The following is a 25,361-nucleotide window of genomic DNA, read 5'->3' as shown; positions in this document are numbered from 1 at the left end:
GGCTAGTTCCCCACCAGCATGAGCAACCAACTGGCCGTGGAGGCACTCATGGATGCAATGGCCACGTTGCGATGCTGCCGCCGCTTGTCCCCGTTCTCTTCGGCTTCGTCGGCAATGGACCCCGCGTAGGCAAAGCCCCCGCTGGCGGCAAAAAAGAGCAGGCTGTGGACAAGGCGCCGCTTCCGGCCATTCGGATCGTTACGCCCCTCCCACAGATTCCAGCTGCCGGTCACCATGTTGGCGCCGAAGAGCACCGCCGTACTCGTAGCCGCAATCGGATGCACGGTTTCCGCCCAGTCCGGCGCACCGTCGCCTTTCTCCAGCAACTGGTCGCCGGAAAAGTAGGACGCGGCAAAGAGCGGCAGCATGGCCCAGCTGAGCGCTTTGTGGACCGCCACCCGCTTGTAGTACCCATCGCTGTAGGTCACGGCCTTCCGGCGGCGCTGCGTGGTGTCGGCGTTGGCGCGAAAGGGCGCCGAGAGGGCCACGGGAGTGATGACGGGACCCGCCGTCACGGCTCGTGGCACACTATCCGCATGGGGGACCGACAGCAGCGTCGCTGACAGCATGGCCTTTAGAAACAGCATACAGGTGTCCTCTAGTGTTAGGAGGGCGAGAGCCCGGTCGTACCAGCAAGCAGACGGGATGAACCCACATTTTCTTCCCGTTCCCGGTCGCAATCTACGCCAGCGTCATGAACAGCGGATGACTCCGCTCACGCTCCCCGGAACACTTCCGCTGTTCGTGACCCTATGGGGAAGATGTCTTGGCTCACCGTCGTCGCTCCTCCGATTCCCCAGTGGCGGCGTTACATTCGAGAAGCATGCATGCAACACTCATTTCGTCTGCCGACGCGTATACGTCGTGCCGCCCCGTTCCAGGACGCGGCACCGTGGTGAGTGTTGTACGCACGGTGTGGCACTTGGTGATGGGGCTCACGTTGCTGACGGTGGTCGCGCCGGCAGCGGTGGCGCAACGCACTACACGGTGCAACCCGGATGAGCGGATCCGCGGCGTCAGTTTCGACGGCAGTCCGAACTTCGATGTCCTGACGCTGGCCACCAGCATCGTCACGCACGAACCGGGCTTCGTCACCCGCGTCTTCAAGATTGGCACTCCCCCGTGCGTGGACACCCTCGAAGTACGCCGGGACGCGCTGCGCATTGCCATCCTGCATCGTCAGGCGGGGTGGTTCCAGGCCTCAGTGTTGCCGCTGATCACGCGCAGCAAGGATGGCGTAAAGGTCCGGTTTGTCACCACGCCCGGCCGTGAAGCCATGGTGGACAGCGTGATGGTGAAGGGGTTGCCGCTGCTGCCGGAAGGTCGCCGTCCCTACGAGACCAGCCTGCGCGCCCTGGTTGGCAAACGGTTCGATCGCACCCACGTGGACACCACGGTGGCGGCGGTGGTGACGCGCCTGCGCAATGCCGGATTTGCCCGGGCCGGAATGCCCAAGAGCCACATTGAGATCGATAGTGCCAGCGCCCGCGTCCGGCTGACGCTCGATTTCGCCACCGGACCGGCGTTGCGCATTGGCCAGGTGCATGTCGATGTGCGACCCGTCACCGTCGGTCGCCCACGCGTGGATTCCTCGGACGTCGCCCGCCTGGTGGCCATTGACCCGGGAGACCGGTTCAGTGCGTCGGCGTTGCTGGATGCGCAGCGGGCGCTCTATCGCTCCGAGGCCTTTCGGCTGGTCCTCATGGACACCGTTACGGCGGCTGCGTTCGCCGACAGCGTCATCGACTTGCGCATCGGCGTGGCCGAAGCGCGCACGCGCGCGGCGCGGGTGGGGCTGGGGTGGGCCACGCAGGATTGCATTCGTGCGCAAGGACGCATCAACGATCGCGGCTTCCTGGGGGTCGGCCGTCGGGTAGAGCTCTCCATGCGCGCGTCCAAGCTCGGTCTCGGCGCGCCGATCGACTTTGCCCCCGCACTCTGTTCCCAGGCACTCCGCGACGACCCGTTCAGTCAGCGGGTGAACTACTACGTTGGGACCACGCTGACCAACACCCGGTTGTTCGGATTGCCGGTGGTGCCGCTCGTCTCGGTGTACAGCGAACGCCGCGGGGAGCCGTACGCCTTTCTGCGGGAAACGTCCATTGGCGCACTGGCCGAAGTCTCGCGCCAATTCTCCACGCGTACCGCGGGCACGGCCGGATTCCAGTACGAAAACGGCAAGACCACCACGGACCCTGTGGTGTCCTGCACCCGTTTCGGGTTGTGCCGTCCGGAAGAGCTGGTGCTGTCGGCCTTCGGACGCGGGGTGGGCATCATCAGCACATCGGTTTCGCATGACCGCACCAACGACCTCACCAATCCGTCTCGTGGCTGGCGCATGCGCGGGGAAGTGCGGGTCGGAGAAACGGTCTCCGAGCTCGTCTCCACGGTACGCTTCCAGCGCACCACCGGGGAATTCGCCGGTTTCGCCCGTTTTCTCGGGGGCATTGTTGGCGCCCGGATTCAGGCGGCCGGCGCCTTTGCCCCCGGTGCCGAGCTGGTCGATGGCACGCCACTCATTCCGCAGCAGGAACGCCTGTTTGTGGGCGGTCAGAATTCGGTGCGCGGATACCAGCAGAATCTGCTGGGTGCGGTGGACTACGTGGTGACAGCCGTTCAGGCGGTGCCGAATGCCGATGAGTTTGAAGTCGTCCCCACGGCGGGCGGGCGGGCCGTCCCGCGTGGTGGTACGGCCATGCTGGTGGGGAATCTCGAGTGGCGCCGCGGCTTCCGCTTCATTGCGGAGCAGGTGCAGCTCGCGGCGTTTCTCGATGCGGGGACGCTCTGGGAAACACGCTCCGATCGATTCGCCTGGAACAATGTGCGCTACACCCCGGGGCTTGGGCTTCGGCTCGTGACCGCGCTTGGCCCGTTCCGGGTGGATGTTGGCTATCGGCCCTACGGAGAACGCGCCGGTCGGGCGCTGTACTTTGCTCCCGCCAGTAACGACGGCGCCGGGATTTACTGCGCGAGCCCACGGGTGGCCGACGTGCCGGGTGATTACTCCAGTGTGTTTTCGTGCCCGGCCAGCTTCACCCCCACCGCCTCCAAGAGCATTCTCTCGCGCCTGGTGTTCCACTTTGGCTTGGGGCAGGCCTTCTGATGCTGTCCCCCATGTCCCCGCGTCAGCGACGCTTCTGGTGGGCGGTGGCGATCCTCGTCGGCGCGACTGGTGGAATGGGACTTGGCTATCTCATTGCCACCCGCACCGATGCTGGTCGCGACTGGCTCCGTTCCGCGTTGATCAGCCGTGTGAATGGCGTCTTCGGGGGCCGTGGCTCGTTGCGCATTGGGCGCCTGCTGGAGATCAGTCCGGGGCACGTGATCGCGGAGGACGTCACGTTGGTGGACACGGCGGGAGTGGCCGTGGTCACGGCCGAGCGTGTCGTAGGGACCCTCAATGTGCGCGGGCTGTTCAGTCGCGCTATCCACATTCGTCACCTGGCGCTTCGTGGGGTGCTCATGACCCTTCGGCAGGAGCAGACCGGGCGTCCGTGGAACATTGCGTACATCATTTCCGGAGATACCACGGTTGGTGTGCCGCACACGTCGGTGCAGTTCGGGGACGACGTGCGGATCGATTCGCTCCTCCTTGATGCGGGGGTGATCACCACGCGCGCCCCGTGGGCACCGCACCCCGTGTTCACCGGCAGCGCCCGCGACAGCGTGACCGCGGTGCGCGACAGTCTGCATGATCTTGAGCGCGTCAGTGATGGACGCTATTTCGAGCGTCGGCGTATCACGCTCAATACGGTTCGGGCGCATAACCTGATCGTGATTGATCGACAGAAGCGGCCATCGTCGCTGCAACTCGATTCCCTGCACGGCGTATTGTCAGATCCGCCGGTGCCCATTCGACAGGCGCGCGGCACCATCCGCTGGACCTCCGATTCGTTCCAGCTCGATTTGCGCAAGGTGATCCTCCCCGCATCGCAAGGCACGGCGGTTGGGATGGTGGCTTGGGATCGTCCTGGCCCGGTACGCTACGACGTGCTCGTCACCGCCGACGCCGCGCTGTCGGATCTGTCGTGGATCTGGGATGTGCTGCCGGCCGAAGGGCGCGGCACCGCCACCGTGCGCATGCGGACGCTCGATGATCCCTACGATGCGGAGTACGCGCTGCAGTCGCTGAAGGTGCAGAGTGGAGACTCGCGCATTCAAGGCGCGATTGCCGTGACCGTGCGTCCGGCCGACCTGCTGTTGCACCAGGTGAATCTCGCCTTTACGCCATTGCGCAGTGAGCTGCTGCGTCGCCTCAGCTACGACGCGGTTCCCCCGGAGGTGCAGGGGGCGTTCAGTGGTCAACTGTTGGCCGCCGAAGGTGGTCCGCTCACGGCCATGAAGGTGGATCTGCTGGACGCGACGTTCATAGATGATCGTGTGGGCGGCGGCACGGCCATTTCCAGTGTGAAGCTGACGGGCAACTTTGCCTTTGGGCTGGAGCCCGAGGCGTGGGATCTCACCGTGCGCGACCTGCGCGCGGATTTGCGCTCCGCCCGTGTGCTGGCCCCCACCATGCCGGCGGTGGACGGCCTGGTCACCGGTGGCCTGACGGTCCGTCGAGCCGATTTGTCGGCCGCGGATCTCAACGCGATAGGCCTTACCTGGACGGATGTCGTGGGCAATGTGTCCACCGTCCGCGGCGGTGCCCGAGTACGCTATGCGGGAAAGACACCCGTCGTGCGTGCGGCGTTGACGTTCGATCCGCTTTCCATGTCGGCGCTGGCGCGCGTGGATACCACGCTCGCGCTGCGGTCGCGCCTGGCGGGGACCGTGGTGCTGGACGGGGCGCTCGATAGTCTGCTCTGGCGCGGCCGCGTGCTGCCGATGGCCGCCGGACAGGCGCTGGCCTTCGACTCGGCAGGCGTCCCCCTTGGCACATCGCTCTCCCTTGATGGCATGGCCGCACTCACGGCGCGTGAGTGGCGCGGCACGGCAGCCGGCCAGATCAGCGACTTCGACGTGCGTGCCTGGTTCGGCACGGCATCCATGCCGTCCACGTCGCTGAACGGCACGGTGCGACTCTTTGGTCGCGGGCCATTGGATAGCACCGCAGTGGCACGCGGAGACACGCTGTCGGCGAGGTCCGTTGAAGGGGGCGGCGAGATCGCCATCACCCAACAGGAATCCAACGATCGGCCAGCCTTTGATCTCGTGGCCAGTGCTGCGCTGGGGGCCAGGCGTCTCGTTGTGGATTCGGCCCTCGGGCGGTTGGGAGGGCTGCTCATGGAAGCCCGCGGGGCGCTGGCGCACGACACCATGGCCGTTGACACGCTGCAGGTCTCCATTCGTGCGGACTCTCTCGAAGCCGTGCGCGGTCAGTTGCAGCGCCTTGCCGACATGATGCAGCCGGTTGATTCGGCGCTGGCCGAATCCATGCGCACCACGGCGGCCGATACGTTGCGCGGTGACGCGTCGCTGTCCGGCTTTCTGTATGGCAGTCTGACCAAGGCCGATGCGACCATCGCCCTCGGGGCCCGCGAGGTGCAGGTTGGCGCCATTCATGTGGGTCGGGTTTTTGGATCGGCGCGCGCGACTGACCTGTTCCGCCGGCCGGCCTTTGAAGGGGCGGCCAACGCGGACGGCATCACTGGTCTTGGTGCGGTGCGCATTCAGTCGGCCAACTTCCGGGTGGCCGATGCCAACCCCGACAGCGGTCGGCTTGTCCTCGATGTGAGCACCGATGACGACGCGCACCTGGTGGCGCGGGGGGCGTATGCGGCCCAAGGCAGTCGGACCACGGTCCTGGTGGACTCATTGCGCTTGAGCTACGACAGCGTGTCGTGGCGGTCGGCCCAGCCCATTGCCGTGGTCACCGATAGCGCCGGGCTGGTGGTGCGGCCTTCCGAACTGCGTTCATCGGTGGGTGGTGTACTGGCCGTCAGCGCGGAGGTGCCGTCGCGCGGGCCGGTCCGTGGTGATCTTCGTGTGGAGCGATTCCCGTTTGGCGAGGTGAGCGCGCTGCTGGCCGGCACCCGACCGGTCGCCGGTACCATCAGTGGACACGCCACACTTGCCGGTTCGCGCGCGGCGCCCGTGATGGCGTGGGATGTGGTCGCCGATTCCGTCGGCATTGAGGGACTGCAGGCCCCGCAGATTGCCAGTACGGGTAGCTATGCCGAGAAGCGCCTCACCGGGAGGGCGTCCATCAGTGACACGACCGGGGGCACCCTGCGCGCTGAGGGGCGACTCCCCATCGACCTTACGATTGGCACCGTGAAGAAGCGGATGCTGTCTGATGGCGTGGAAGGGGAGGTGCTTGCTGACTCGCTGCGATTGTCGGCCTTGCCGCTGTTCATTGACGGCGTCACGCGGCTCCATGGTTTGCTAACGGGCCGGCTGGCTATTGGCGGCACCTTCGAACGACCAACCGCTCAGGGGACCGTGGTGTTGACCGACGCCGGGGCCCGCGTGGCCGGACTTGGCATCGAACCCACGGGTGGCCAAGTTGAGCTCCGCGCCGATGCCGATTCTCTGGTCATGCAGTCGTTCCGCTTGCGCAGCGGTGGCGTTGGCGACACGGTGGGGGCGACGGGCGTGCTGCGCTTTGCCTCCGGTGACACGCCGGCGTCCGTTGATCTGCAACTCACCGCGCGGGATTTCATTGTCTCGCGCCAACGCGACGGCACCGACCTCGATCTGAGCGGCAACGTGCGGGTGAACGGGCCCGTATCGCGGCCGGTCGTCAGCGGTACACTGGTTGTGCCGCGCGCCAATCTCGTGGTGGATCCGCTGGGTGCCCGCGCCGCGCTTGATCTCTCCAGCAGCGCCGCCCGCGCGCTGCTGGGCGCCGACGAGGTGCCGGTGGCTGAAAGTGCGGCGCAGTCGTTGTCTCGCCTGGGGTCTTCTCTCACGGTGTCCAATGCACGCGTCGAAATGGGCAACGATGTCTGGGTGCAAACGCCGGAAGCGCGGGTGAAGCTCACCGGTGCGCTGAGTGTGACCATGGATGGTGATCTGCTGGCGTTGGATGGGGAAATTCTCGCCAATCGCGGGCAGTACCGTCTGGAGTTGGGCGTCGTGAACCGCAGCTTCAGCGTGGACTCCGGACGGGTACGCTTCTTTGGCAATAGCGCCATTCCCCCCACGCTCGATATCAGTGCCACCAATGTGGTACGTGTTGCGGGCGGTTCGGAAATTCCGGTGCGGGTGCACATTGGCGGGAACTACGACAAACCCGAATTGACGTTGTCCAGTTCGGATCCGCTGTATGCCAGCGCCCCCGAAAGTGAAATCATTTCACTGCTCATTTTCGGAGCACCAACATTCGCCCTCGACGGACAGAGCCAGAGTACGGTGCGAGCCGTAACCGGCGTGCTGCTGCCCTCGGTCGGCGGGTTTGTTGAAGGCGCGCTGCAGCGGTGGTTGCCGGTGAATACCATTCAGGTCAGCACGGGCGGCAGTCAGCAGGACGCCACCATGAGTGGTACGTCACTCATCAACAACCTCAGTATCACTGCCGGCAAGCAGGTGGGAGAGCGTACCTTCCTGCGCCTCAACACCGGCATCTGTCGGGGAGCAGGGCAGGCGACCCAGCGCGGGGCGAGCCTGTGGGGCGGCATTGCGGCCGAGTATCGCATTGCGCGCAACTGGTGGGGGCAGGTGGGTGTGGATCCCGGATCCGCACCCTGCACACGCCCCGCAGGCGACGCGTTCCCGCGGTTGCAGTTTGGTTTCGATCTGTTCCGCGAGTGGATCTTCTAGGCGCGCTTGAGCGAGCCCATTACACCCGCGCGGCCAGTCGCTCCGGCAGGAAACGTTTGACCACGGTGTACGCACTGCCGGCCAATGCTCCCAGTGTCGCCGCAAGCGTCACGAGCGGTTCGCGCGTGCCATTGTCGCCGAGCAATACCGCCAGCAGCTCATTGCGCATGCGCAGGATGACCGGCGAGGCCACCCGAATGCTGTTGAAGTTGCGATCATAGCGCGCACCAATGCCTTCGATTAACGCCGCCGTTCGTGCGAAGTACACCAACTCCCCAGGCAAAATGATGGGCCAGTTGAACAGCTCCCGCATGACACGGTCCGCCACCACGCGGGCGCGCTCAATCGTGGCCGTCTCGCTATACGCGATATCCAGCAGCGTATCGACCAGCGCCGTCATCGTTTCCGGCGCCGTTCCCGGCGCGACCATCCCCAGTGCAAAGAAGCCGTTGGCCGTGCCGGCCGGGTCCCGTCGAATAGCGGCAATGATGGTTTCGAACAGCGCCCGCCGCGTGGCGACCGGCACGTCGATCACCATGCCGAAGTCGAGGAGCACCAGCTGACCGCGGCTGTTCACGAGCAGATTGCCAGGGTGTGGATCGGCGTGAAAGACACCGTCCCGCAACATCATGCGGGCGTACGTCTCAATCAGCGTCTCGGCCAGCACCTGCGGACGCACCAACCCCTGGGCGATCTGCGCGTCCAGTCGATCGATACGCGTGCCTTCCAGAAACTCCAGCACGAGCACTTCACGACGGGTGAGCGCCGTCTCCACCTGCGGGATGCGCAACCGCGGTTCGTCGGCAAATCGTTCGCGCATGCGCAGGCATTGCATGGCCTCGCGTTCGAAATCCATTTCCTCTCGCACGTGACGGTCAAACTCATCGAGCACCACGCGGAATCCCATCACGTGAATGTGCGGCCAACGCGCGTACACCGCATCAACAATGGCGCGTGACAGCCGTACGTCACGGTCTACTACGGCCTCCACACCGGGGCGCAGGACCTTTACCACCACCTCGCGTCCCTGATACTGCGCCCGATGCACCTGGCCAAGTGAACCGGCCGCAATGGGTTCGCGGTTCAGTCGCTGCACGACGTCGTCGGGCGAGGCCTGCCATGCGGATCGCAGCGTTCGCTCTATGTCATTCCAGGGCACCGGCGGCACGCGATCGGTGAGCGTGCCAAGCGCATGGAGATACGGTTCGGGAATGAGATCTGCCCGACTGGCAAAGATCTGCGCCAGCTTCACGAAGGTGGGTCCCAGCGTGGCAATCTGATGCACAAACTGCAGCGCCCGTCGCTCATGAAACGCGGCGGAACGGGGGCGCGGCGCTCCCCACCACAGCCAGCGTTTGCGGTCGCGCAGCAGCGACACCACCAACGGCACCAGACGTCGGAGAATGGTCCAGAGGCGGGGGAGGTCGCGCCAGGGAATGTCAGGGCGCGACATGGTCCCCCACCGCCAGTGCCAGCAGCTGATCCGCATCCAGCCCGGCCAACACCCCGGTCTGGCGCCACAGCGACTCCGCCATCGTTTCATTCCGGGCTGTTCGGGACGGCGTTTTCAACGCGCGTTTCACCCAGTACATGCCGTTCTGCCCGAGGGCCTCCGGCGCGTGGGAGAGCCACACCAAGGTGTCGGCGCCGGCGTCAGGCGTTACTGACACCAGGTCCATGACGGCACGCAGAACGCGCCCCATCCGGCCATTGTTCGTGGCAAAGCGCGTGCTCACGACCCCCGGGTGCAGGCACTGCACTACCACGCGGTCGGAGGGGAGACGGCGGGCCAGTGCGCTCGTGAACCAGATGTTGAACAGCTTGGAGTTCGCGTACGCCCGCCAGCCGCCAAAGCCACGCGTCAGCTGCAAATCGTCGAGGTCCGGTCGTGCATTCTCATGCGCCCGGCTGGATACGTTGATGATCCTGGCCGGCGCACCGGGGACGCTGGCGGCGACCAGGGCTGGCAGCAGGAGCAACGCCAACGAGAAGTAGCTCAGATGGTTCAGTGCGAACGTATGCTCGTGGCCGTCCGGGGTCTCCTCCCGCTCGAGAAACATCGCGCCGGCGTTGTTGGCCAGCACGTGGATCCGGGGATGGTCAGCACGCAGCCGGTCTGCCAGCTCACGGACATCGTTCTGCCGTGAGAGGTCGGCGATCTGCCAGGTAATGTCGCGTCGGCCGGTGGCGCTCATGATGGCCTGGGCGGCGGCACGGGTCTTGGCTTCGTTGCGACCCACCATGACCACGGTGGCACCGCCTTCGGCGTACTGGTGCACCGCCGCACGCCCAATGCCATCACTGGCGCCGGTCACGACAACCACTTTGCCGTGAAACGGCGCCTGCGGAGATGGAGCGATTTCAGCCATGGTGTACAACGTGTACCGCGTCGGACGTGAGAAAAGGGACTAAACGTACTCCCTTGTCCAACCCCGGGGCCCGCCGTTCGGTTCGCGAAATTCGCGCTAGTTGCCGACGGCAGTAATCGTGATCGACCCAACCGTCCCTGAAGTGGCCGTCGCGGTCTGCAGGCCAGCCTGCGGGCCGAGCGTCCACCGGACGGTGACTTCGCCAAGGGCATTCGTCACCGCGGACTGAGGCGACAGACTGCCGCCACCGGCGGTGATCGCCAGCGCCACCGTCTGGCCGGGAATGGGCACGTTGTTGCCACCTGTTACCCGCAGCACCAACTGTACCGGCAAGGCCGCGTTGATCTTGGCGCTCTGGTTGTTCCCCTGCGCGATGACAATGTCCGAGGGCAATACGCCGAGCGCGCTGAGGGTAATCGGCTCCACCCCGGGGGCACTGCCCACCACCGTCTGGACCTGCGACCCGGGACCCAGCGTCCAGCGCGCCTTGACCTCGCCGTTGGCATCGCTCTTGGCCGTGGCCGGATCAACCGACCCCCCACCCGCCAGCACATTGAAGCTGACCGGAATGTTGGCAATCGGGGCGCCGTCCGTCCCGTAAGCCCGCAGGACGATCGGCGTCGGCAGCAAGGTCCCGGCGGCCGCCTGTTGCAGGTGCCCCTGAACAATGGTCAGCCGGGACGCCGCAGGGGCTTCCACGGTCTTCGTGCACCCCGGAAACGCAATAAGCGTCGGGATGGCCGTAAAAAGGACGGCAAGCAGGTATGTGGGTCGAACGGAGCGCATGGGCTGATCGGTCAGGGTACTCCTCTCCAGTTGGGGGGTATCGGCAGCTGCCCACGGCGAGTTGAGCGCGTGGCCCGATCCGTGCCTAGATTGGAACTTACATGACAGTCACTCCTCTGCACGGGCCTCGGCCCTCCCGTTCGTCGGACCTGGCTCAACCGGGTGCCGTTCGCTGGCCCTCAGGGCTGGCTCCCGATACCCACCCCGTTCGCAACCCCGGGACCGCGCTGGATCTCTCGGTCGTGCGGGGGATTCGGGTCAACCGGAGTGCCGTCGAACGGCGCGTGGGCAGCCTCCCGGGCCGCCGGACGGTGAAAAAGGAGTGGCAGGCAGCATGGCTCCTGCGGGCGATCAGCTGTATGGACCTCACGACGCTCTCCGGCGATGACACCCCCGGCAACGTGCGGCGCCTCTGTGCCAAGGCCGCCCATCCGCTCAAGCCCGAACTGGTGGACGCCCTCGGCATTCGCGACCTCGCGCTCACCACGGGGGCGGTCTGTGTGTACCACCAGTACGTCAGCACCGCCGTGGACGCGTTGCGGGGCAGCGGGATTCCGGTGGCCGCCGTCAGTACCGGCTTTCCGGCGGGCCTCTCACCGTTCGAACAGCGTCTGGCGGAGATTCACGCGAGTGTCGCGGCTGGTGCCACCGAGATCGATATCGTGATCACGCGCGCTTATGTACTCACCGGCAACTGGGTGGCGTTGTACGACGAGGTACGGGCGTTTCGGGACGCCTGTGGTGACGCGCACATGAAGACCATCCTCGGGGTAGGGGAACTGGCCACGCTGACCAACGTGGCGCGCGCCAGCATGGTGGCCATGATGGCCGGTTCCGATTTCATCAAGACCAGCACCGGCAAAGAGCCAACCAACGCCACCTTGCCAGTGGGGTTGGTCATGACGCGCATGATCCGCGATTTCGGCGAGCGCACCGGACACGAGGTGGGTTTCAAGCCGGCCGGTGGAATCCGGACCGCCAAGCAGGCGGTGGATTGGCTCATTCTCATGAAAGAGGAGCTGGGTGATCGGTGGTTACGCCCGCATCTGTTTCGTTTTGGTGCCAGCGGCTTGCTCACTGATGTCGAACGACAGCTCGAACACTACGTGACGGGGCGCTACGCGGCGGCCCATCGCCAACCGATGGTCTGAGGAGACGCCCACATGTCGACGACTACTCCTCCGCAGAAACCCTCGGTGCGCGCCTTGTTCGATGCCATGAGCTACGGCCCCGCCCCCGAAGGGGACGCGCCGGTGCGCGACTGGATTGCGCAGCACGGCGGTACGTTTGGTCATTACATCAACGGCGAGTGGGTTGCCGGAACCACCACGTTCGAAGTGCTTGAGCCGGCAACCGGCAAGTCATTGGCGAACGTCGCGCAGGGGACCACCGCCGATGTGGATGCCGCCGTCGCGGCCGCTCGCGCCGCGCTGCCGGCTTGGCAGGCGCTGGATGATCACGCGCGCGCCCGCTGGCTTTACGCCATTGCCCGTGGCGTGCAGAAACATGCGCGCGCCTTTGCGGTGCTCGAAACGCTCGACAACGGCAAGCCGGTGCGCGAAACGCGTGATATCGACGTGCCGCTCGTCGCGCGCCATTTCTCCCATCACGCCGGGTGGGCGCAGCTCCTGGACAGTGAGTTCCCCGGGTACCACGCGTATGGCGTGGTGGGGCAGGTCATCCCGTGGAACTTCCCGTTGCTCATGCTCGCCTGGAAGGTGGCGCCGGCCTTGGCCGCGGGGAATACGGTGGTACTCAAGCCGGCCGAGTATACGCCGCTCACCGCCATTCGCTTTGCGGAGCTGTTGCACGAGATCGGACTGCCCAAGGGCGTATTCAATCTGGTCACGGGTGATGGCAGCACCGGCGCGGCCATCGTTAATCACCCCGGCGTCGACAAGATTGCCTTTACTGGCAGCACCGAGGTGGGGCGGGCAATTCGCGTGGCCACGGCGGGCAGCGGCAAAGGGCTGTCGCTGGAGCTGGGCGGCAAGAGTCCCTTCATTGTCTTCGAAGACGCGGACCTCGATAGTGTGGTCGAGGGCGTTGTCGACGCCATCTGGTTCAATCAGGGCCAGGTGTGCTGCGCCGGCTCGCGTTTGCTCGTACAAGAGGGCGTGGCCGACGCGCTCTTCAGCAAACTGCGTGACCGCATGGAACGGCTGCGCGTCGGTTCGCCCCTTGATAAGGCCATCGACATGGGCGCGATTGTCGCGCCCGTGCAGCTCGACCGCATCCGTGCGCTGTGTCAGCAGGGCATCGAAGAAGGGGCGACCTGCTGGCAGCCGTCGTGGTCGGCGCCACAGGATGGGTGGTTTCATCCGCCCACGCTGTTCACCAACGTGGCACCCAGTGCCACGATCGCCCAGGTCGAGATCTTCGGCCCGGTGTTGGTGAGCATGACGTTCCGGACGCCTGAAGAAGCGGTGGCTCTGGCCAACAACACGCCCTTTGGCCTCGCGGCCAGCGTGTGGTCGGAGAATATCAATCTGGCGCTCGATATCGCCCCCAAGCTCAAGTGCGGAGTGGTCTGGATCAACAGCACCAATCTCTTTGACGCGGCCGCGGGCTTTGGTGGCTACCGCGAGTCCGGGTTCGGACGTGAGGGCGGGCGGGAGGGGCTGTGGGAGTATCTCAAGCCGTCGCGCGCCCACGAAGCGGCGCCACTCCCGGCGATTGCTGTTGGAGCACTGGCTTCAGGCGAACCGCTGGCTTCGGGTGAGGCTGAGGCGTCGCCTCTCCCGGCGATTGACCGCACCCCCAAGTTGTTCATTGGCGGCAAGCAGGCGCGCCCGGACTCCGGGTATACGCTCCCCGTACGGTCGCTCAGTGGCCGCTTGGTAGGGGAAGTGGGGGAGGGCAATCGCAAGGATATCCGCAATGCCGTCGAGGCGGCGCAGGCCGCGTCGGGTTGGGCAAAGCTCAGTGGCCATCAGCGCGCCCAGATTCTGTATTACCTCGCGGAGAACCTGTCTGCCCGGCGCGATGAGTTTGCCGCGCGCATTGTGAGCATGACCGGCGATGCACTTGTTGCCGGTGAGTCCGAGGTGGAGGCGTCCATCTCGCGGCTGTTCACTTACGCGGCCTGGGCAGACAAGCACGACGGCGCCGTACATGACGTCCCTCTTCGTGGTGTGGCGCTGGCCATGCACGAGCCCATGGGGGTCGTGGGGGTGGCGTGTCCGGACCCGTACCCGCTGCTGGGGTTGGTCTCGTTGGTGGCCCCGCTCATGGCCACCGGCAACCGGGTCGTGGCCATTCCGTCGGAACGTTTCCCGTTGGCGGCCACGGATTTTTACAGTGTGCTGGAAACGTCCGATGTGCCGGCAGGTGTCGTGAATCTTGTGACCGGGTCCCGGGACTCGCTCGTCCGTACCTTGGCGGACCATGATGATCTTGAGGCAGTGTGGTACTTTGGTACGCATACTGGAGCCACGGCGGTTGAAAAAGCGTCGGCGGCAAACCTCAAGCGGACGTGGACCGAATGGACGGGTCGCGAATGGCTTGATCCGCGCGTCGGTGAAGGGCGGGAATTCCTTCGCAAGGCCGTGCAGGTCAAGAACATCTGGATCCCGTATGGCGAATGACTGACACCTTCCTGTCGATGATCGAACTCCCCGCCTCTCCGGAGGCGTTTCGTGACACTACGTGGGACGATGTGGTGCCGTATTACGACGCATTGGCTGCCGCGCCGCTCGAGGCGTCGTCAGCCAGTGTGGAGCCGTGGCTCGCGACCTGGTCGCGCCTCGATACCCTGATTGGCGAAGCGGGAACGCTGGCCATGATCGCCTACACGGCGAACACGGCTGATGAGACGCACGAACAGGCGTATCTGCGTTTCTCCATGGACATCTTCCCCAAGCTTGAGGAACAGCAGGTGCGTCTGGCACGCCGCCTGCTCGAGTTGGGGTGGACCCGCGACGATCTCGAGACCACCCTCCGTCGGTTTCGCACCGACATCGAGATCTTTCGCGAAGCCAACGTTGAGCGTTTCTCGCGCATCGAAGAGCTCTCGGCGGGCTACCAGAAGCTGGTGGGTGGGCTCAGCGTTGATTGGGATGGTGAGGCCAAGACCATCCCGCAGTTGCAGCCGTATCTCAAGGCGGCCGACCGCGAGGTGCGTGAGCGCGCGTTCCGTCTGGGCGCCGAGGCCTATCTCGACAAGCGCGACGAACTCGCCGAGTGCTTCGATCGCATGTACGCCTTGCGGGTCGCCGTGGCTAAGGAGGCCGGGTTTGACGACTATCAGCAGTACTGCTTCGCGGCCAAGCACCGGTTCGACTATACCCCGCACGATACGGCACGTTTTCACGACGCCGTCCGCCAGACGGTCACGCCGGCGGTGGCGAAGCTCATGGAACACCGACGGGCATCGCTCGGCCTGAGTGAATTGCGCCCCTGGGATGTCAGTGTCGATCTCGACACCAAGGAGCCGTTGAAGCCGTTCGCCACGGTTGATGTCTTCGTGAATCAGGCGCGCAAGGTATTCTCTCGTGTTGACGCGGAGCTGGGCCAGCAGTTTGCCCTCATGGCCAGTGAGAAGTTGCTCGACCTGGAAAGCCGCCCCGGTAAGGCACCCGGTGGCTATTGCACCGATCTGTCGTTTCGCGGACGTCCGTTCATTTTCATGAATGCGGTTGGCGTTCCCGATGATGTGAACACGCTGGTGCACGAAGCGGGACATTGCTTCCATGACTTTGCCACGCACACGCTGCCGTTTACCTGGATGCGTAAAACCGGGCATGAGGCGGCTGAACTGGCGTCCATGAGTATGGAACTGCTCGCCATGCCGTATTTGGTGCAGCCGGACGGCTACTACACGCAGGATGAAGCGCGCGTCGCTTGGCTTGAGCATCTCGAAGACGTCCTTGGCGCTTTGGTACACATTGCCAGTGTCGATGCCTTTCAGGCGTGGATCTACACCGATCCGGCTGGCGCTGACCGTGACGCGCGTGACGCCAAGTGGCTGCAGTTGCGGGGCGACTTCGAGCAGGGCGTGAACTGGACCGGGCTTGAGCGCGAGCGGGTGTCCCGCTGGTACCGCCAGCTGCACATTTTCGAATTGCCGTTCTACTACATCGAATACGGCATTGCCCAGTTGGGTGCTTTGCAGGTGTTCCGCAATGCCGTCAACGACGCCGGCAATGCGGTGGCGATGTACAAGCAGTTCTTGTCGCTTGGCGGAACGCGTACGCTCCCCGAGCTGTACGCGGCGGCCGGAGCACGACTGGTCTTTGATGCCTCCACCATGAAGGAACTGGTGGACTTCACGATGGAGCGCATTGAAGCACTCCGGGCTGGAGCGGACGCCCCCTTTGTCGGCGTGGTGCCACGCTGAGCATCTGGTGATGGGGTGAACGTGGGCCCTCTCAACGGGGTATGACGGTAGGGCGGTGTCGAAACCTGACACCGCCCTTCGTCGTATCTGTCGGGGAAGGCAGCAGGTCTTCTCTCAGGTCCCTCTTCAGGAGCAGGAATGCGTCGATTCGCACAGGTGGCTGCGGCCGCAGTGGTGATGTTGGCGGCAGTGCAGGCCGAAGCGCAGTTGCCCACGGTGCAGCAGGTGTACGACAAGTACGCGTCAGCGATTGGCGGTCGTACGGCCTGGAAGCCGGTCGTAGGGCGCAGCGAGAAGGGCACGGCCGACATCACGTTCGCCGGTATCTCGGGGGCGTACGAGCGCCACAGCGCCTTACCAAACAAGATGCGCATGATCATTGATCTCGGCATGCTCAAGATCGATCAGGGCTTTGATGGGGAGAAGGGGTGGGCTGATCAGGGGCAGGGGCCACAGCGGCTGCCCGCTGAGCAGGAAAAGAACATGGCGGAGGCGAGTGCCGATGGGGCCAGCTTCCTCGATCCGTCCCGCTTCGTAAAGGCCGAAGTGGTTGCGAAGGAAGCCTTCAATGGCTCGGAGAGCTACAAGGTAGCGGTCACCACCAAAAGTGGTCAGGAGGCGTTTGAATTCTTTGACGCGACGACGGGGCTGCGCATTGGAGCTATCGCCAAGACGCCAATGGGGGAACAGAAAACCGCGTTTCTCGACTACAAGGCCTTCGAAGGCAAGCTCATTGCAACCAAGGTGGTCCAGACAACACCGCAGGGTGACGTCGTGCTCAATATTCAGATCGTCACGTTTGGCACTCCCGACGCTACCTACTTCAAGTCACCGCTCGACGGAAAGTAGTTCCGCCCATTACGGGTAAAAGAATGGAGGTCGGACTGGGTGGGTGGGCGCGGTGCGCTTACCCACCCAGAATGCGTCCGGCCATGGCCACGCCGCTCAACCAGGCGCGCTCCACATCGCTCGCCGCTTGCGGCATGGCCTGCGCAAAATCGCCGGCGGCACCCAGCTGCAGTGCCGAGTCCCACAGGCAAGTCGTGGTCAGCCCGTGTGACACGCGCGCATAGCGCCAGCGATGACTGGTGGCATGCACAATACTCCCGGCAACGCCCAGCGCGTCGCGAAGTGCCGGCGCAATTTCAGCGGCAATGTCGCTGGCGTCGCGCTCCAGATTGGCGATGCTCCAATTGGCACTGGAATGCACCACCCAGGCCTCGGCCGTAGGGCGTCCCGGCTTCTCCGATTCGCGCGAGCAGTGTGCGAGTCGTTCATCGTTGGGCATGGTCAGCGCCCCGTGCACCAGCTGTTCAGTCATGCGAGTTGGCGGCGGCGCATCAAACACCACCATGGTGCTCCAACACGGCAGCATGCGCACACGGGCCAGATCCGCCAGCGCGGCGCTGTGAGGGGCGGCGGTGCCTGCCAAGGCCGTCGCCTGCGGCGCCGGAATGGCGAGCACCACGGCATCGGCCATGTACGTTTCGCCGTTCTGATCAGTGGCAGTCCAGCCGGCGGCACCTCGGTGCAGCGATTGCACCTGTTTGCCGGTGTGCACTGCCAGTGCCGATGCGAGGTGTTTGGGCAACGCGGTCATGCCACTCCGGCCCGTCAGAGCGTCGCCACGGCGCACCAGCACGCCGTAGTGTACCCACGAATCGACGAACGGCGTGGTGCGCGTGTCCGCCATCTGAAAACGCGGCGCCCCGTGGTCAAAGCGCCACTCCCCTTCGCGTCGGTGGCTCAACCGTCCGCCAACTCCACGCCCTTTCTCAAGGACCGACACCGCAAGCCCGTGATCGGCGAGTGTGCGTGCACAGGCCAACCCAGCCACTCCGGCTCCAATCACCAGCACGGAAGGAGCCGACTGCTTGCAGGGCACCATGACCTGCGCGGTGTAGCGTGCCACATCCATCCGCTTTGCGTGGTCGGCCGTGGTGCGCGGACGAACGGTGCCAAGAACTCGAACTGGTGGTGTAAAGGGACGATCAAACTGCCCCAGACACCAGAGCAACCCACCGTACGACGCCGGATCGCGCCCATCCAGCGCGTAGCGATGGTTGAGATCCACCAGCCGCTCCAATGCCTGCTCGGCGTTCGCCGTCCACAGCGGAATGGCTTTGCCCCACGTCATGCGCACGTTGTTGTGCAACTCGCCATGACGCAGCAGAGACATCTGGGTGGCATCCCATAAGGCATCGCCACTTTGCGCACGCGACAACGTTTCCCACGAGAGCTCGGGGCGATGTTCGCGTTCGTGTTTGGTCAGCGTTTCCCGCGCCCACCCGGGGATGGCCTCAATTGTCGTGGGCGACGGATGCCAGTAACAGAACGCGTAGGCCAGTTCACGCCACACCAGCAACTCATCGAGGTACTTCTCCGGCCCCTCCCCAGGCATCGCGGCACTCTCGCGCGCCAATCGCAGCGGCGACACCATGCCGTAATGCAGGTAGGCGGACATGCGGCTCACCCCATCGCCCGTGGCATCGTTGCGGCGGGCCGCATAGCGCGACAGTCGGCCGCTGTCTTTGAATGTCTGCCAACGCGCATACCCCGCAGTTGATCCACCACGGGTATGGCTCACCGGCCCCACACCGTGGTCAATGTCGCATGCAGCCACCAGCAACGGGATGTCCGCCTGCGCCAGCGCTACGGGGGGGTACGGCAGATCGGCCGGAACAAATGCCGGTCCGTTCGGTGTCACATCTTCCCACTCGCGTCGCAGGCGTTCGGCGCGAATGGCCGCTGTGTCGTCGCGGAAAGCGAACGCGCGCGTATGTGCCTTGCCCACCAAAGGCATGGGCACCACACACGCGGTATCAACACTCCACACCGGGCACGGTGCACCGTCGGCCAGCCCATCCGTCAACCAGTCCAACGGTGGAACCGGCATGGTTTCCGTTATCACCAGCGCCGCGCGGTCGCTCAACAGCCTCAGCGCTGGCGTGCGATGTCCCGGGCGCTCCAGATGAAACGCGTAGCCAATACCGCGCTGAGCGCATTCCGCTTCGACATCGCGGGCGCCTTCAAGAATGAACGTGTGATGCCGGTCCGACGCGAACGGATAGCGCTCGGAGAGCGCATGGTACACGAACACCGGCAGCCCCAGCTGCCGCCCCGCCAGCAGCGCCACATCCAGCGCCGGGTTCTCATGGGCCCGCACGGCGGTGCGCATCCAATACAGCACATACGCCCCGTGCGGGGCGTTGGGCGCGTCGGCCGAATGCGTCGTGATACGCTCGGCAAGATGGTCGGGAAACGATTCGGGTCGGAGCACGGCGAATAACGCGCTCCGACCCGATCCCGTGCCAACCAGACACCGTCAGTTGTGTATTTTACGGACGGCGAACGATCGCTCCACCCTTCATCACGAATCGTACGTTGCGCAGCGCGCCAATGCTCTGGCTCGGATCCCCCTGGACCGCCACGAGATCCGCCAGCAACCCCGGGGCAACGCGCCCCAACTCATTCTCACGGTGCATGATGCGGGCATTCACGCTGGTGGCGGCCTTGAGCGCCTGGGCCGGCGTCATGCCGTACTCCACCATGAGTTCCAGTTCGAGCGCGTTGGTGCCATGCGCAAACACGCCCACATCGCTGCCATTGCAGATGGTCACGCCCGATGCCAGTGCATCACGAAACATCTTTTTCTTCTGCGTGATGCCGGCGGGGTCGGGATCTATCCCTTTCTTCCAACCGCGATAACGGGTGGTGCTCTCCGTTGCCGCCAGCGTTGGACAAAAGGCCACACCTTTCTGCTTCATGAGCGAGAATACGTCAGGGGTGGCGGCATCGCCATGTTCAATGACTTCCACGCCGGCCATGGTGGCGCGCGTCATTCCTTCCACGGTACTGGCATGGGCCACCACTGGACGTCCGCTGGAGGCGGCCGTCTGGACAATGGCGTTCCACTCGGCCGGCGTGAACGTGGGACGCGCCTCGCCGCGCGGACCCCACCGGTAGTCCGCGTAAATCTTGATCCAGTCGGCGCCATGGCCGATCTGATCACGCACCACCCGCGTAAGTCCTTCCACCCCATCGGCCTCTTCGGCGCCTTGCGGCACCCCGATTTCCGCGCCAAACCCCTTGGGGCCGTACGAGCCTGTTGCGACAATCGCCTTGGTGGTCACGAACAGCCGCGGTCCGGGAATGATCCCCTGATCGACGGCTTCCTTCAGCCCTACATCGGCGTAATCGGCGCCCTCCGTGCCCAGATCGCGGAGCATGGTGAAACCGGCATCCAGTGTGGCCCTGAGATGGTTCACGGCGCGGGCGGTCCGCAATGCCAGCGACTCCCGCAGCACCTGATCATTCCAAGGCGTTTCGTCGTAGGGATGCAGCAGCACATGGCTGTGCAGATCGCTCAAGCCGGGCAAAAGGGTCGTGCCAGGCAGTGCTATGCGCTGCGCCGTTGCCGGCACTTGCAGCGTGGCCAGTGGACCGGTGGCGGTAATGCGCTGTCCCGTGACCAGCACCGCCCACCCTTTGTGGGGCTGGTCCGTCGTCCCGTCAAAAACGGCATCCGGCACGAGCAGCAGGGTCGCTTCTGGCGGTCGGGCGGCTGGCTGAGCCGACGCCGGCCCGGCAAGCAGCGAAAGAGCCAGAGCCGCCGCCGAAGCGGTGAGGGCGGAAAGGCGGATCGTCATGGCGCGGGAGGAAGGGCGGCGATGTCGCCGGTGGACAAGGGATTGCGATCGAGTCCGGCCACGCCGCCCGAGACCACAAACGCCATGGCGTCGGCGCTGGCCACGTCCAGGGGATGCACCTGAGACGTGCGCACGATGTACAACTGACCCGAGAAATTGTACGAGTGCGGACAATACACGGCGACCTGTCCATCGAGTCCCAGATGCGACAGCGCTTCCTGCGTCACGAACCCCATGAGGCGCACCGCGCCGTCGGAGGTGATCTCCACGGTCACGGGTTTATCGAAACGCCGCTTCTCGCCCACAAACGCGTTGAGCAGGTCTTTGGTAGACCCGTACAACAGTCGCACAAAGGGCAGGCGCGTCATCAGTGCTTCCAGCGCCGATACCGCGGATCGCGTAAGCAGATTGGATCCGAGGAACCCGAAGAGGGTGATCAGGGCAATCGTGGCAAAGAATCCCGCGCCGGGAATCGGGAGCCCCAGCCAGCCGTCCACGTTGGTAAAGACAATCCAGCACACCCACACCGTCACGGCCAGGGGCGCGAGCAGCACCAACCCACGCGCGAAGTAGCCGAGTAACCGTCTCATCGAAGTCCTCACGCGACTGTGGTCGCGCCGTTAGTCTATGGGTTGCGGGATGCCCCCGGTGCAAGTTGGGGCCGATGGCACCCGGCGACCAGCCCAGTATCCGTCTCGCCCCCAAATAAAGATGCGATTCACCGGCATGCCATACCTGCACCCCGCGGCCAGCCTGCGCGCCGTCGGAGTGCTGGGGTTCATCAGCCTTCCGCTGATCCCCATCTCGCCTGTTGGCGCCCAGCCCGCACCCGCCAATCCCAACACGGCGGTCTCCCGCTGGACGCCCCCCGCCTTGCCCGCCGGGAAGAAGCCGCTTACGCAGGATACCTACGATGCGTGGCGCACCATCTCCGGCGCGTCCATCTCGAACGACGGAAAGTGGGTGGCTTACACGGTAGGCCCTGTTGTTGGCGAAGGCGGGTTGGTGGTTCGGGCCACGAGCGGGGCCACGGAGTATGCCAACATCAGCCGCGGCTTCACCGGGCGTCCGCAGTTGCAGCCGGCCGCAGATTCGGCGGCGCAGTTCAACGCCCAACCTGCACAGTTCAGCGCCGATTCTCGGTTCGTGGCGTTCACGATTTACCCGCCCCGGGCCGATGTAGAGCGTGCCCGCTCCCGTCGCGGCGCGCCGCAGCCGCGCAACGGGATGGGCATCGTGAACGTGGCCGATGGCAACGTCACACGCGTACCCAACGTGCGCTCGTACCGGCTGGCGCGGAATGGTGGCAAGTACCTCGCGTATCTGCTCGAAGACACGACGGCGGCCGCTCGCCCAGCCGCCGCCGGCGGGCAGGCCCCGGCGGCGGTCCCTGCGGCCCCCACGGGCCCGCGGCGCGATTACGGCAGCACGCTCGTGCTCCGCGAGCTGGCCAGTGGCACCGAGACGCGCATTGACGGCGTTACCAACTTTGCGTTCGACGACAACGAAGCCTGGCTGGGGTATACCGTCACCACGCGCGACGGTGCCGGCAATGGGGCCTTCGTGCGGAGCCTCGCCACTGGCGCGGTGACCACGCTCATGTCAGGTCAGGCCACGTACCGGGGCTTCACCTTCGATCGCGCCGGCAAGCAGGTGGCCTTCGTCTCCGACGTGAACGACAGCACCCCGCGCCCGCGATTTGCCGTGTATTACGCCTCCCTTGCACCGGCCAAGGGGAAGCCCATCGCCACTCGCAAACTGGTGGCCGCCGGCGAAGCGCCCAATGGGCTGCTCATCGCCGAACGGGGGCAGGTGAGCTTCACCCGCGAGGGCACCGGCGTGATTTTCTCGCTGGCTAATGTGCCGGCGGATTCCATTCCGGCCGATTCGCTGGTGGATAAGGCGGTGTACGACCTGTGGCACTGGAAGGACGCCCAGATCATGCCGCAGCAGAAGGTCAACGCCAACCGCGATCGCAACCGGACGTACACGGCCCTCTACACGCTGGCCGCCAACAAGTGGATACCCCTCGCCAATGATTCATTGCGCGTAACCCTCAGCAGTGACGGCAAGCGCGTGTTGGCATTGAACAGTCTCGAATACGCCATTCCACAGTTCTGGGGCGAAGGCGCGACTGACGTATATCTCATCGATCCGCTCACCGGCACACGCACGCTGGTGGCTCGGCAACTGGATGGGCAGGCTCAGCTTTCTCCCGGGGGCAACTTTGTCACCTGGTTCGAGAAGGGGCAGTGGGTGGCCTACGCGGTCGCCACCGGACGAAAGGTCGTTCTCACCGACAAGCTGCCGGTGCAGTTCCAGGATGAAGAGTTTGATTCTCCCGACGTGCCGCCGCCGTACGGGCTCGGTGGCTGGACCGCCGGGGACAAGCGCGTGCTCGTCTATGATCGGTTTGACGTATGGGAAGTGGATCCCACTGGCACACTCGCACCGGCCAACGTGACCGACGGCGAAGGTCGGCGCTCGGGTGTCACCTTCCGGGTCGTCGATCTGGATCGCGACGATCCATTTGTCGACACCAAAACGCCGATCCTGCTGCGCGCCGTCGATACGCTCACCAAGGCCAGTGGCTTCTGGCGCGACAAGCTGGGCGTGGTCGCGGCCCCCGAACGCATCGTCATGGCCGACCGCAATTTTGGCGGCCTGCAGAAGGCGAGGGATACGGAACAGTATCTGCTCACGCAAAGCACCTTCCGCGAGTTCCCCGATCTGTGGACGGGGGCGAGCATTGCGGGCACCACCAAAATCTCCAACGCCAATCCGCAGGACGGCGAATATCCGCGTGGTACGGTGGAGTTGGTCTCCTGGCTGAATACCGACGGCATTCCGCTGCGCGGGCTGCTGTACAAGCCGGAAAACTTCGATCCGGCCAAGCAGTACCCGCTCATCGTGTACTACTACGAAAAGCTCACGGACGGGCTACACAACTATCAGGCTCCCAGCGGCCGCAATACCATCAACCCGCTGGTGTACAACTCGCTTGGCTATCTCGTCTTCATGCCGGACATCGTGTACACCGACGGCCAGCCGGGCCCCAGCGCCGCCAAGGCCATCATCCCCGGGGTGCAGTCGCTGGTGGCCAAGGGGTTTGTCGATCCCAAGCGCATGGGCATTACCGGGCAGTCCTGGGGCGGGTATCAGACCAACTATCTCATCACCGTGACAAACATGTTTGCCGCCGCCGTGCCCAACGCCACGGTGGTGAACATGACCAGTGCCTACGGTGGGATTCGGTGGCAAAGCGGTCTCGCGCGTACGTTCCAGTACGAACATACGCAGAGCCGCATTGGCGGATCACTCTGGCAATACCCCGAGCGGTTCATTGAGAACTCGCCGCTGTTCCGGCTCGATCGGGTGACCACGCCGGTGCTCTTCATGGCCAACGACAACGACGGTGCGGTGCCCTGGTATCAGGGCATCGAGTTCTACGTCGCGATGCGTCGCCTGCAGAAGGAAGCCTACATGGTCGTGTACAACGGGGACGAGCATAATCCCACCAAGCGAGCCAATCAGAAGGACATTGACCGCAAGATGCAGGAGTTCTTTGCCGTGAAACTTCAGGGGGCTGATGCGCCGTCTTGGATGGTGCGTGGTATCCCCTTCCTGGAGAAGGGACGTGATCAGGTGAAGATGTCTACCCAACCCGCTCGGGCCGCAGCGCCCGCCGGCAACCCTGGAGGAAAGTGATGGCCGCCGATGAGATCGACTATCAGATCATTGGAGATGACCTGCAGGCCGTGATTGTCACATTGGATCCCGGCGAAGCCGTGTTCGCCGAGGCTGGCGCCATGATGTTCATGCGCGAAGGCATCACCATGGCCACCACCCTCGATCCCAATTCGAAGAGCGGCTCGCTGTTCGACAAGTTGGTCGGGGCGGGGAAGCGCGTGCTGGCCGGCGATTCGTTCTTTGTCACGCTATTCGGCAACAGCGGAGCACGTCGGGCCGACGTGGGGTTTGCTGCACCGTATCCTGGCAAGATCGTGCCGCTCAACCTGCGCGACTGGGGCGGCACCGTCATGGCGCAGAAAGACAGTTTTCTCTGTGCCGCCCGCGGGATCGATATTTCGGTCGCCTTTACCCGGAAAATCGGCGCCGGCTTCTTTGGCGGTGAAGGCTTCATTCTGCAAAAACTGCAGGGCGATGGATTGGCCTTCCTGCATGCCTCCGGCACGCTGCACGCCATTGACCTGGCGCCGGGCGAGATCCTACGCGTGGATACCGGCTGCCTGGTCGCCTTCCAGCCCTCCGTGGACTACGACATTCAGCGGGTACCCGGCATCAAGACGGCACTGTTCGGTGGCGAAGGATTGTTCTTTGTGCAGATGACCGGCCCCGGGCGCGTCATTCTGCAGACCCTGCCGTTCTCACGGCTGGCCGATCGGATTATCTCCTCCGCGCCCAGCCTCGGCGGTCAGCGCAAGGGGGAAGGCTCCGTGTTGGGCGGCCTCGGCGGGCTCCTCGACGGCGACCGGTAACCCGGTCCGGGCCGTT

General features: G+C 64.7%; 15 protein-coding genes. 8 read left to right on the top strand and 7 right to left on the bottom strand.

What is annotated here, in order from left to right; genetic code table 11:
- Positions 1 to 2: 2 nt before the first annotated feature.
- The gene (locus tag GEMMAAP_RS10825; protein ID WP_043580717.1) at positions 3 to 587 is read right to left on the bottom strand and encodes a hypothetical protein; all 585 of its coding nucleotides are present in this window, start codon (positions 585 to 587) and stop codon (positions 3 to 5) included.
- A 236-nt stretch (positions 588 to 823) separates the two neighbouring features.
- Between GEMMAAP_RS10825 and GEMMAAP_RS10820 the strand changes: the two genes are divergently transcribed.
- Both GEMMAAP_RS10820 and GEMMAAP_RS10815 read left to right on the top strand, forming a co-directional pair.
- Positions 824 to 3,103 (top strand): autotransporter assembly complex protein TamA, encoded by a 2,280-nt coding sequence (locus GEMMAAP_RS10820; RefSeq protein WP_026849755.1) that lies wholly within the window; start codon positions 824 to 826, stop codon positions 3,101 to 3,103.
- 11 nt (positions 3,104 to 3,114) lie between these two features.
- A complete protein-coding gene (locus GEMMAAP_RS10815; RefSeq protein WP_158514819.1) occupies positions 3,115 to 7,704 on the top strand; it encodes a translocation/assembly module TamB domain-containing protein in 4,590 nt (1,529 codons plus the stop codon).
- Positions 7,705 to 7,723: 19 nt separating this feature from the next.
- Here the strand turns inward: GEMMAAP_RS10815 and GEMMAAP_RS10810 are convergent, their stop codons facing one another.
- The 3 genes from GEMMAAP_RS10810 to GEMMAAP_RS10800 all read right to left on the bottom strand — a co-directional run bounded on the left by GEMMAAP_RS10810 (position 7,724) and on the right by GEMMAAP_RS10800 (position 10,859).
- Positions 7,724 to 9,157: an ABC1 kinase family protein gene (locus tag GEMMAAP_RS10810; RefSeq protein WP_026849757.1), complete on the bottom strand. Its 1,434-nt coding sequence runs from the start codon at positions 9,155 to 9,157 to the stop codon at positions 7,724 to 7,726.
- On the bottom strand, positions 9,144 to 10,073 hold the full coding sequence (locus tag GEMMAAP_RS10805) for an SDR family NAD(P)-dependent oxidoreductase (protein WP_053334155.1): 930 nt from the start codon (positions 10,071 to 10,073) through the stop codon (positions 9,144 to 9,146). The genes GEMMAAP_RS10810 and GEMMAAP_RS10805 overlap by 14 nt, the downstream gene beginning before the upstream one ends.
- Positions 10,074 to 10,169: 96 nt before the next feature.
- Positions 10,170 to 10,859 (bottom strand): Ig-like domain-containing protein, encoded by a 690-nt coding sequence (locus GEMMAAP_RS10800; RefSeq protein WP_043580719.1) that lies wholly within the window; start codon positions 10,857 to 10,859, stop codon positions 10,170 to 10,172.
- A gap of 101 nt (positions 10,860 to 10,960) precedes the next feature.
- Here GEMMAAP_RS10800 and deoC point away from each other — a divergent pair, with 101 nt between their 5' ends.
- The 4 genes from deoC (at position 10,961) to GEMMAAP_RS10780 (ending at position 17,046) form a co-directional block, all read left to right on the top strand.
- On the top strand, positions 10,961 to 12,010 hold the full coding sequence (gene deoC / locus GEMMAAP_RS10795) for a deoxyribose-phosphate aldolase (RefSeq protein ID WP_082821234.1): 1,050 nt from the start codon (positions 10,961 to 10,963) through the stop codon (positions 12,008 to 12,010).
- A gap of 12 nt (positions 12,011 to 12,022) precedes the next feature.
- Positions 12,023 to 14,446 carry an aldehyde dehydrogenase family protein gene (locus GEMMAAP_RS10790; protein ID WP_202969114.1) on the top strand — a complete coding sequence of 808 codons (2,424 nt, stop codon included), beginning with the start codon at positions 12,023 to 12,025 and terminating at the stop codon, positions 14,444 to 14,446.
- On the top strand, positions 14,443 to 16,197 hold the full coding sequence (locus tag GEMMAAP_RS10785; protein WP_053334156.1) for a M3 family oligoendopeptidase: 1,755 nt from the start codon (positions 14,443 to 14,445) through the stop codon (positions 16,195 to 16,197). Before GEMMAAP_RS10790 ends, GEMMAAP_RS10785 begins: the two co-directional genes overlap by 4 nt.
- Before the next feature lie 138 nt (positions 16,198 to 16,335).
- Positions 16,336 to 17,046 (top strand): hypothetical protein, encoded by a 711-nt coding sequence (locus GEMMAAP_RS10780; RefSeq protein ID WP_026849762.1) that lies wholly within the window; start codon positions 16,336 to 16,338, stop codon positions 17,044 to 17,046.
- Positions 17,047 to 17,104: 58 nt separating this feature from the next.
- Here GEMMAAP_RS10780 and GEMMAAP_RS10775 read toward each other — a convergent pair whose 3' ends face one another.
- The 3 genes from GEMMAAP_RS10775 to GEMMAAP_RS10765 are packed head-to-tail and all read right to left on the bottom strand — an operon-like array spanning position 17,105 to position 21,436.
- Positions 17,105 to 19,477, bottom strand: a complete 2,373-nt coding sequence (locus GEMMAAP_RS10775) for an FAD-dependent oxidoreductase (RefSeq protein WP_053334157.1) — start codon at positions 19,475 to 19,477, stop codon at positions 17,105 to 17,107.
- A 58-nt stretch (positions 19,478 to 19,535) separates the two neighbouring features.
- On the bottom strand, positions 19,536 to 20,846 hold the full coding sequence (locus GEMMAAP_RS10770; protein WP_053334158.1) for a metal-dependent hydrolase family protein: 1,311 nt from the start codon (positions 20,844 to 20,846) through the stop codon (positions 19,536 to 19,538).
- Positions 20,843 to 21,436, bottom strand: a complete 594-nt coding sequence (locus tag GEMMAAP_RS10765; protein WP_043580720.1) for a DUF502 domain-containing protein — start codon at positions 21,434 to 21,436, stop codon at positions 20,843 to 20,845. The genes GEMMAAP_RS10770 and GEMMAAP_RS10765 overlap by 4 nt, the downstream gene beginning before the upstream one ends.
- Before the next feature lie 136 nt (positions 21,437 to 21,572).
- On the opposite strand from GEMMAAP_RS10765, the gene GEMMAAP_RS10760 reads away from it, so the two are divergent.
- On the top strand, positions 21,573 to 24,554 hold the full coding sequence (locus tag GEMMAAP_RS10760) for an alpha/beta hydrolase family protein (protein WP_158514818.1): 2,982 nt from the start codon (positions 21,573 to 21,575) through the stop codon (positions 24,552 to 24,554).
- Positions 24,554 to 25,345, top strand: a complete 792-nt coding sequence (locus tag GEMMAAP_RS10755; RefSeq protein WP_026849766.1) for a TIGR00266 family protein — start codon at positions 24,554 to 24,556, stop codon at positions 25,343 to 25,345. Before GEMMAAP_RS10760 ends, GEMMAAP_RS10755 begins: the two co-directional genes overlap by 1 nt.
- Positions 25,346 to 25,361: the final 16 nt, after the last annotated feature.

Origin of the sequence: Gemmatimonas phototrophica (assembly GCF_000695095.2) — a bacterium.
Lineage (GTDB): Bacteria > Gemmatimonadota > Gemmatimonadetes > Gemmatimonadales > Gemmatimonadaceae > Gemmatimonas > Gemmatimonas phototrophica.
Note: the sequence above shows the minus strand (reverse complement) of the source record. Positions and strands in the feature narration are given on the sequence as shown.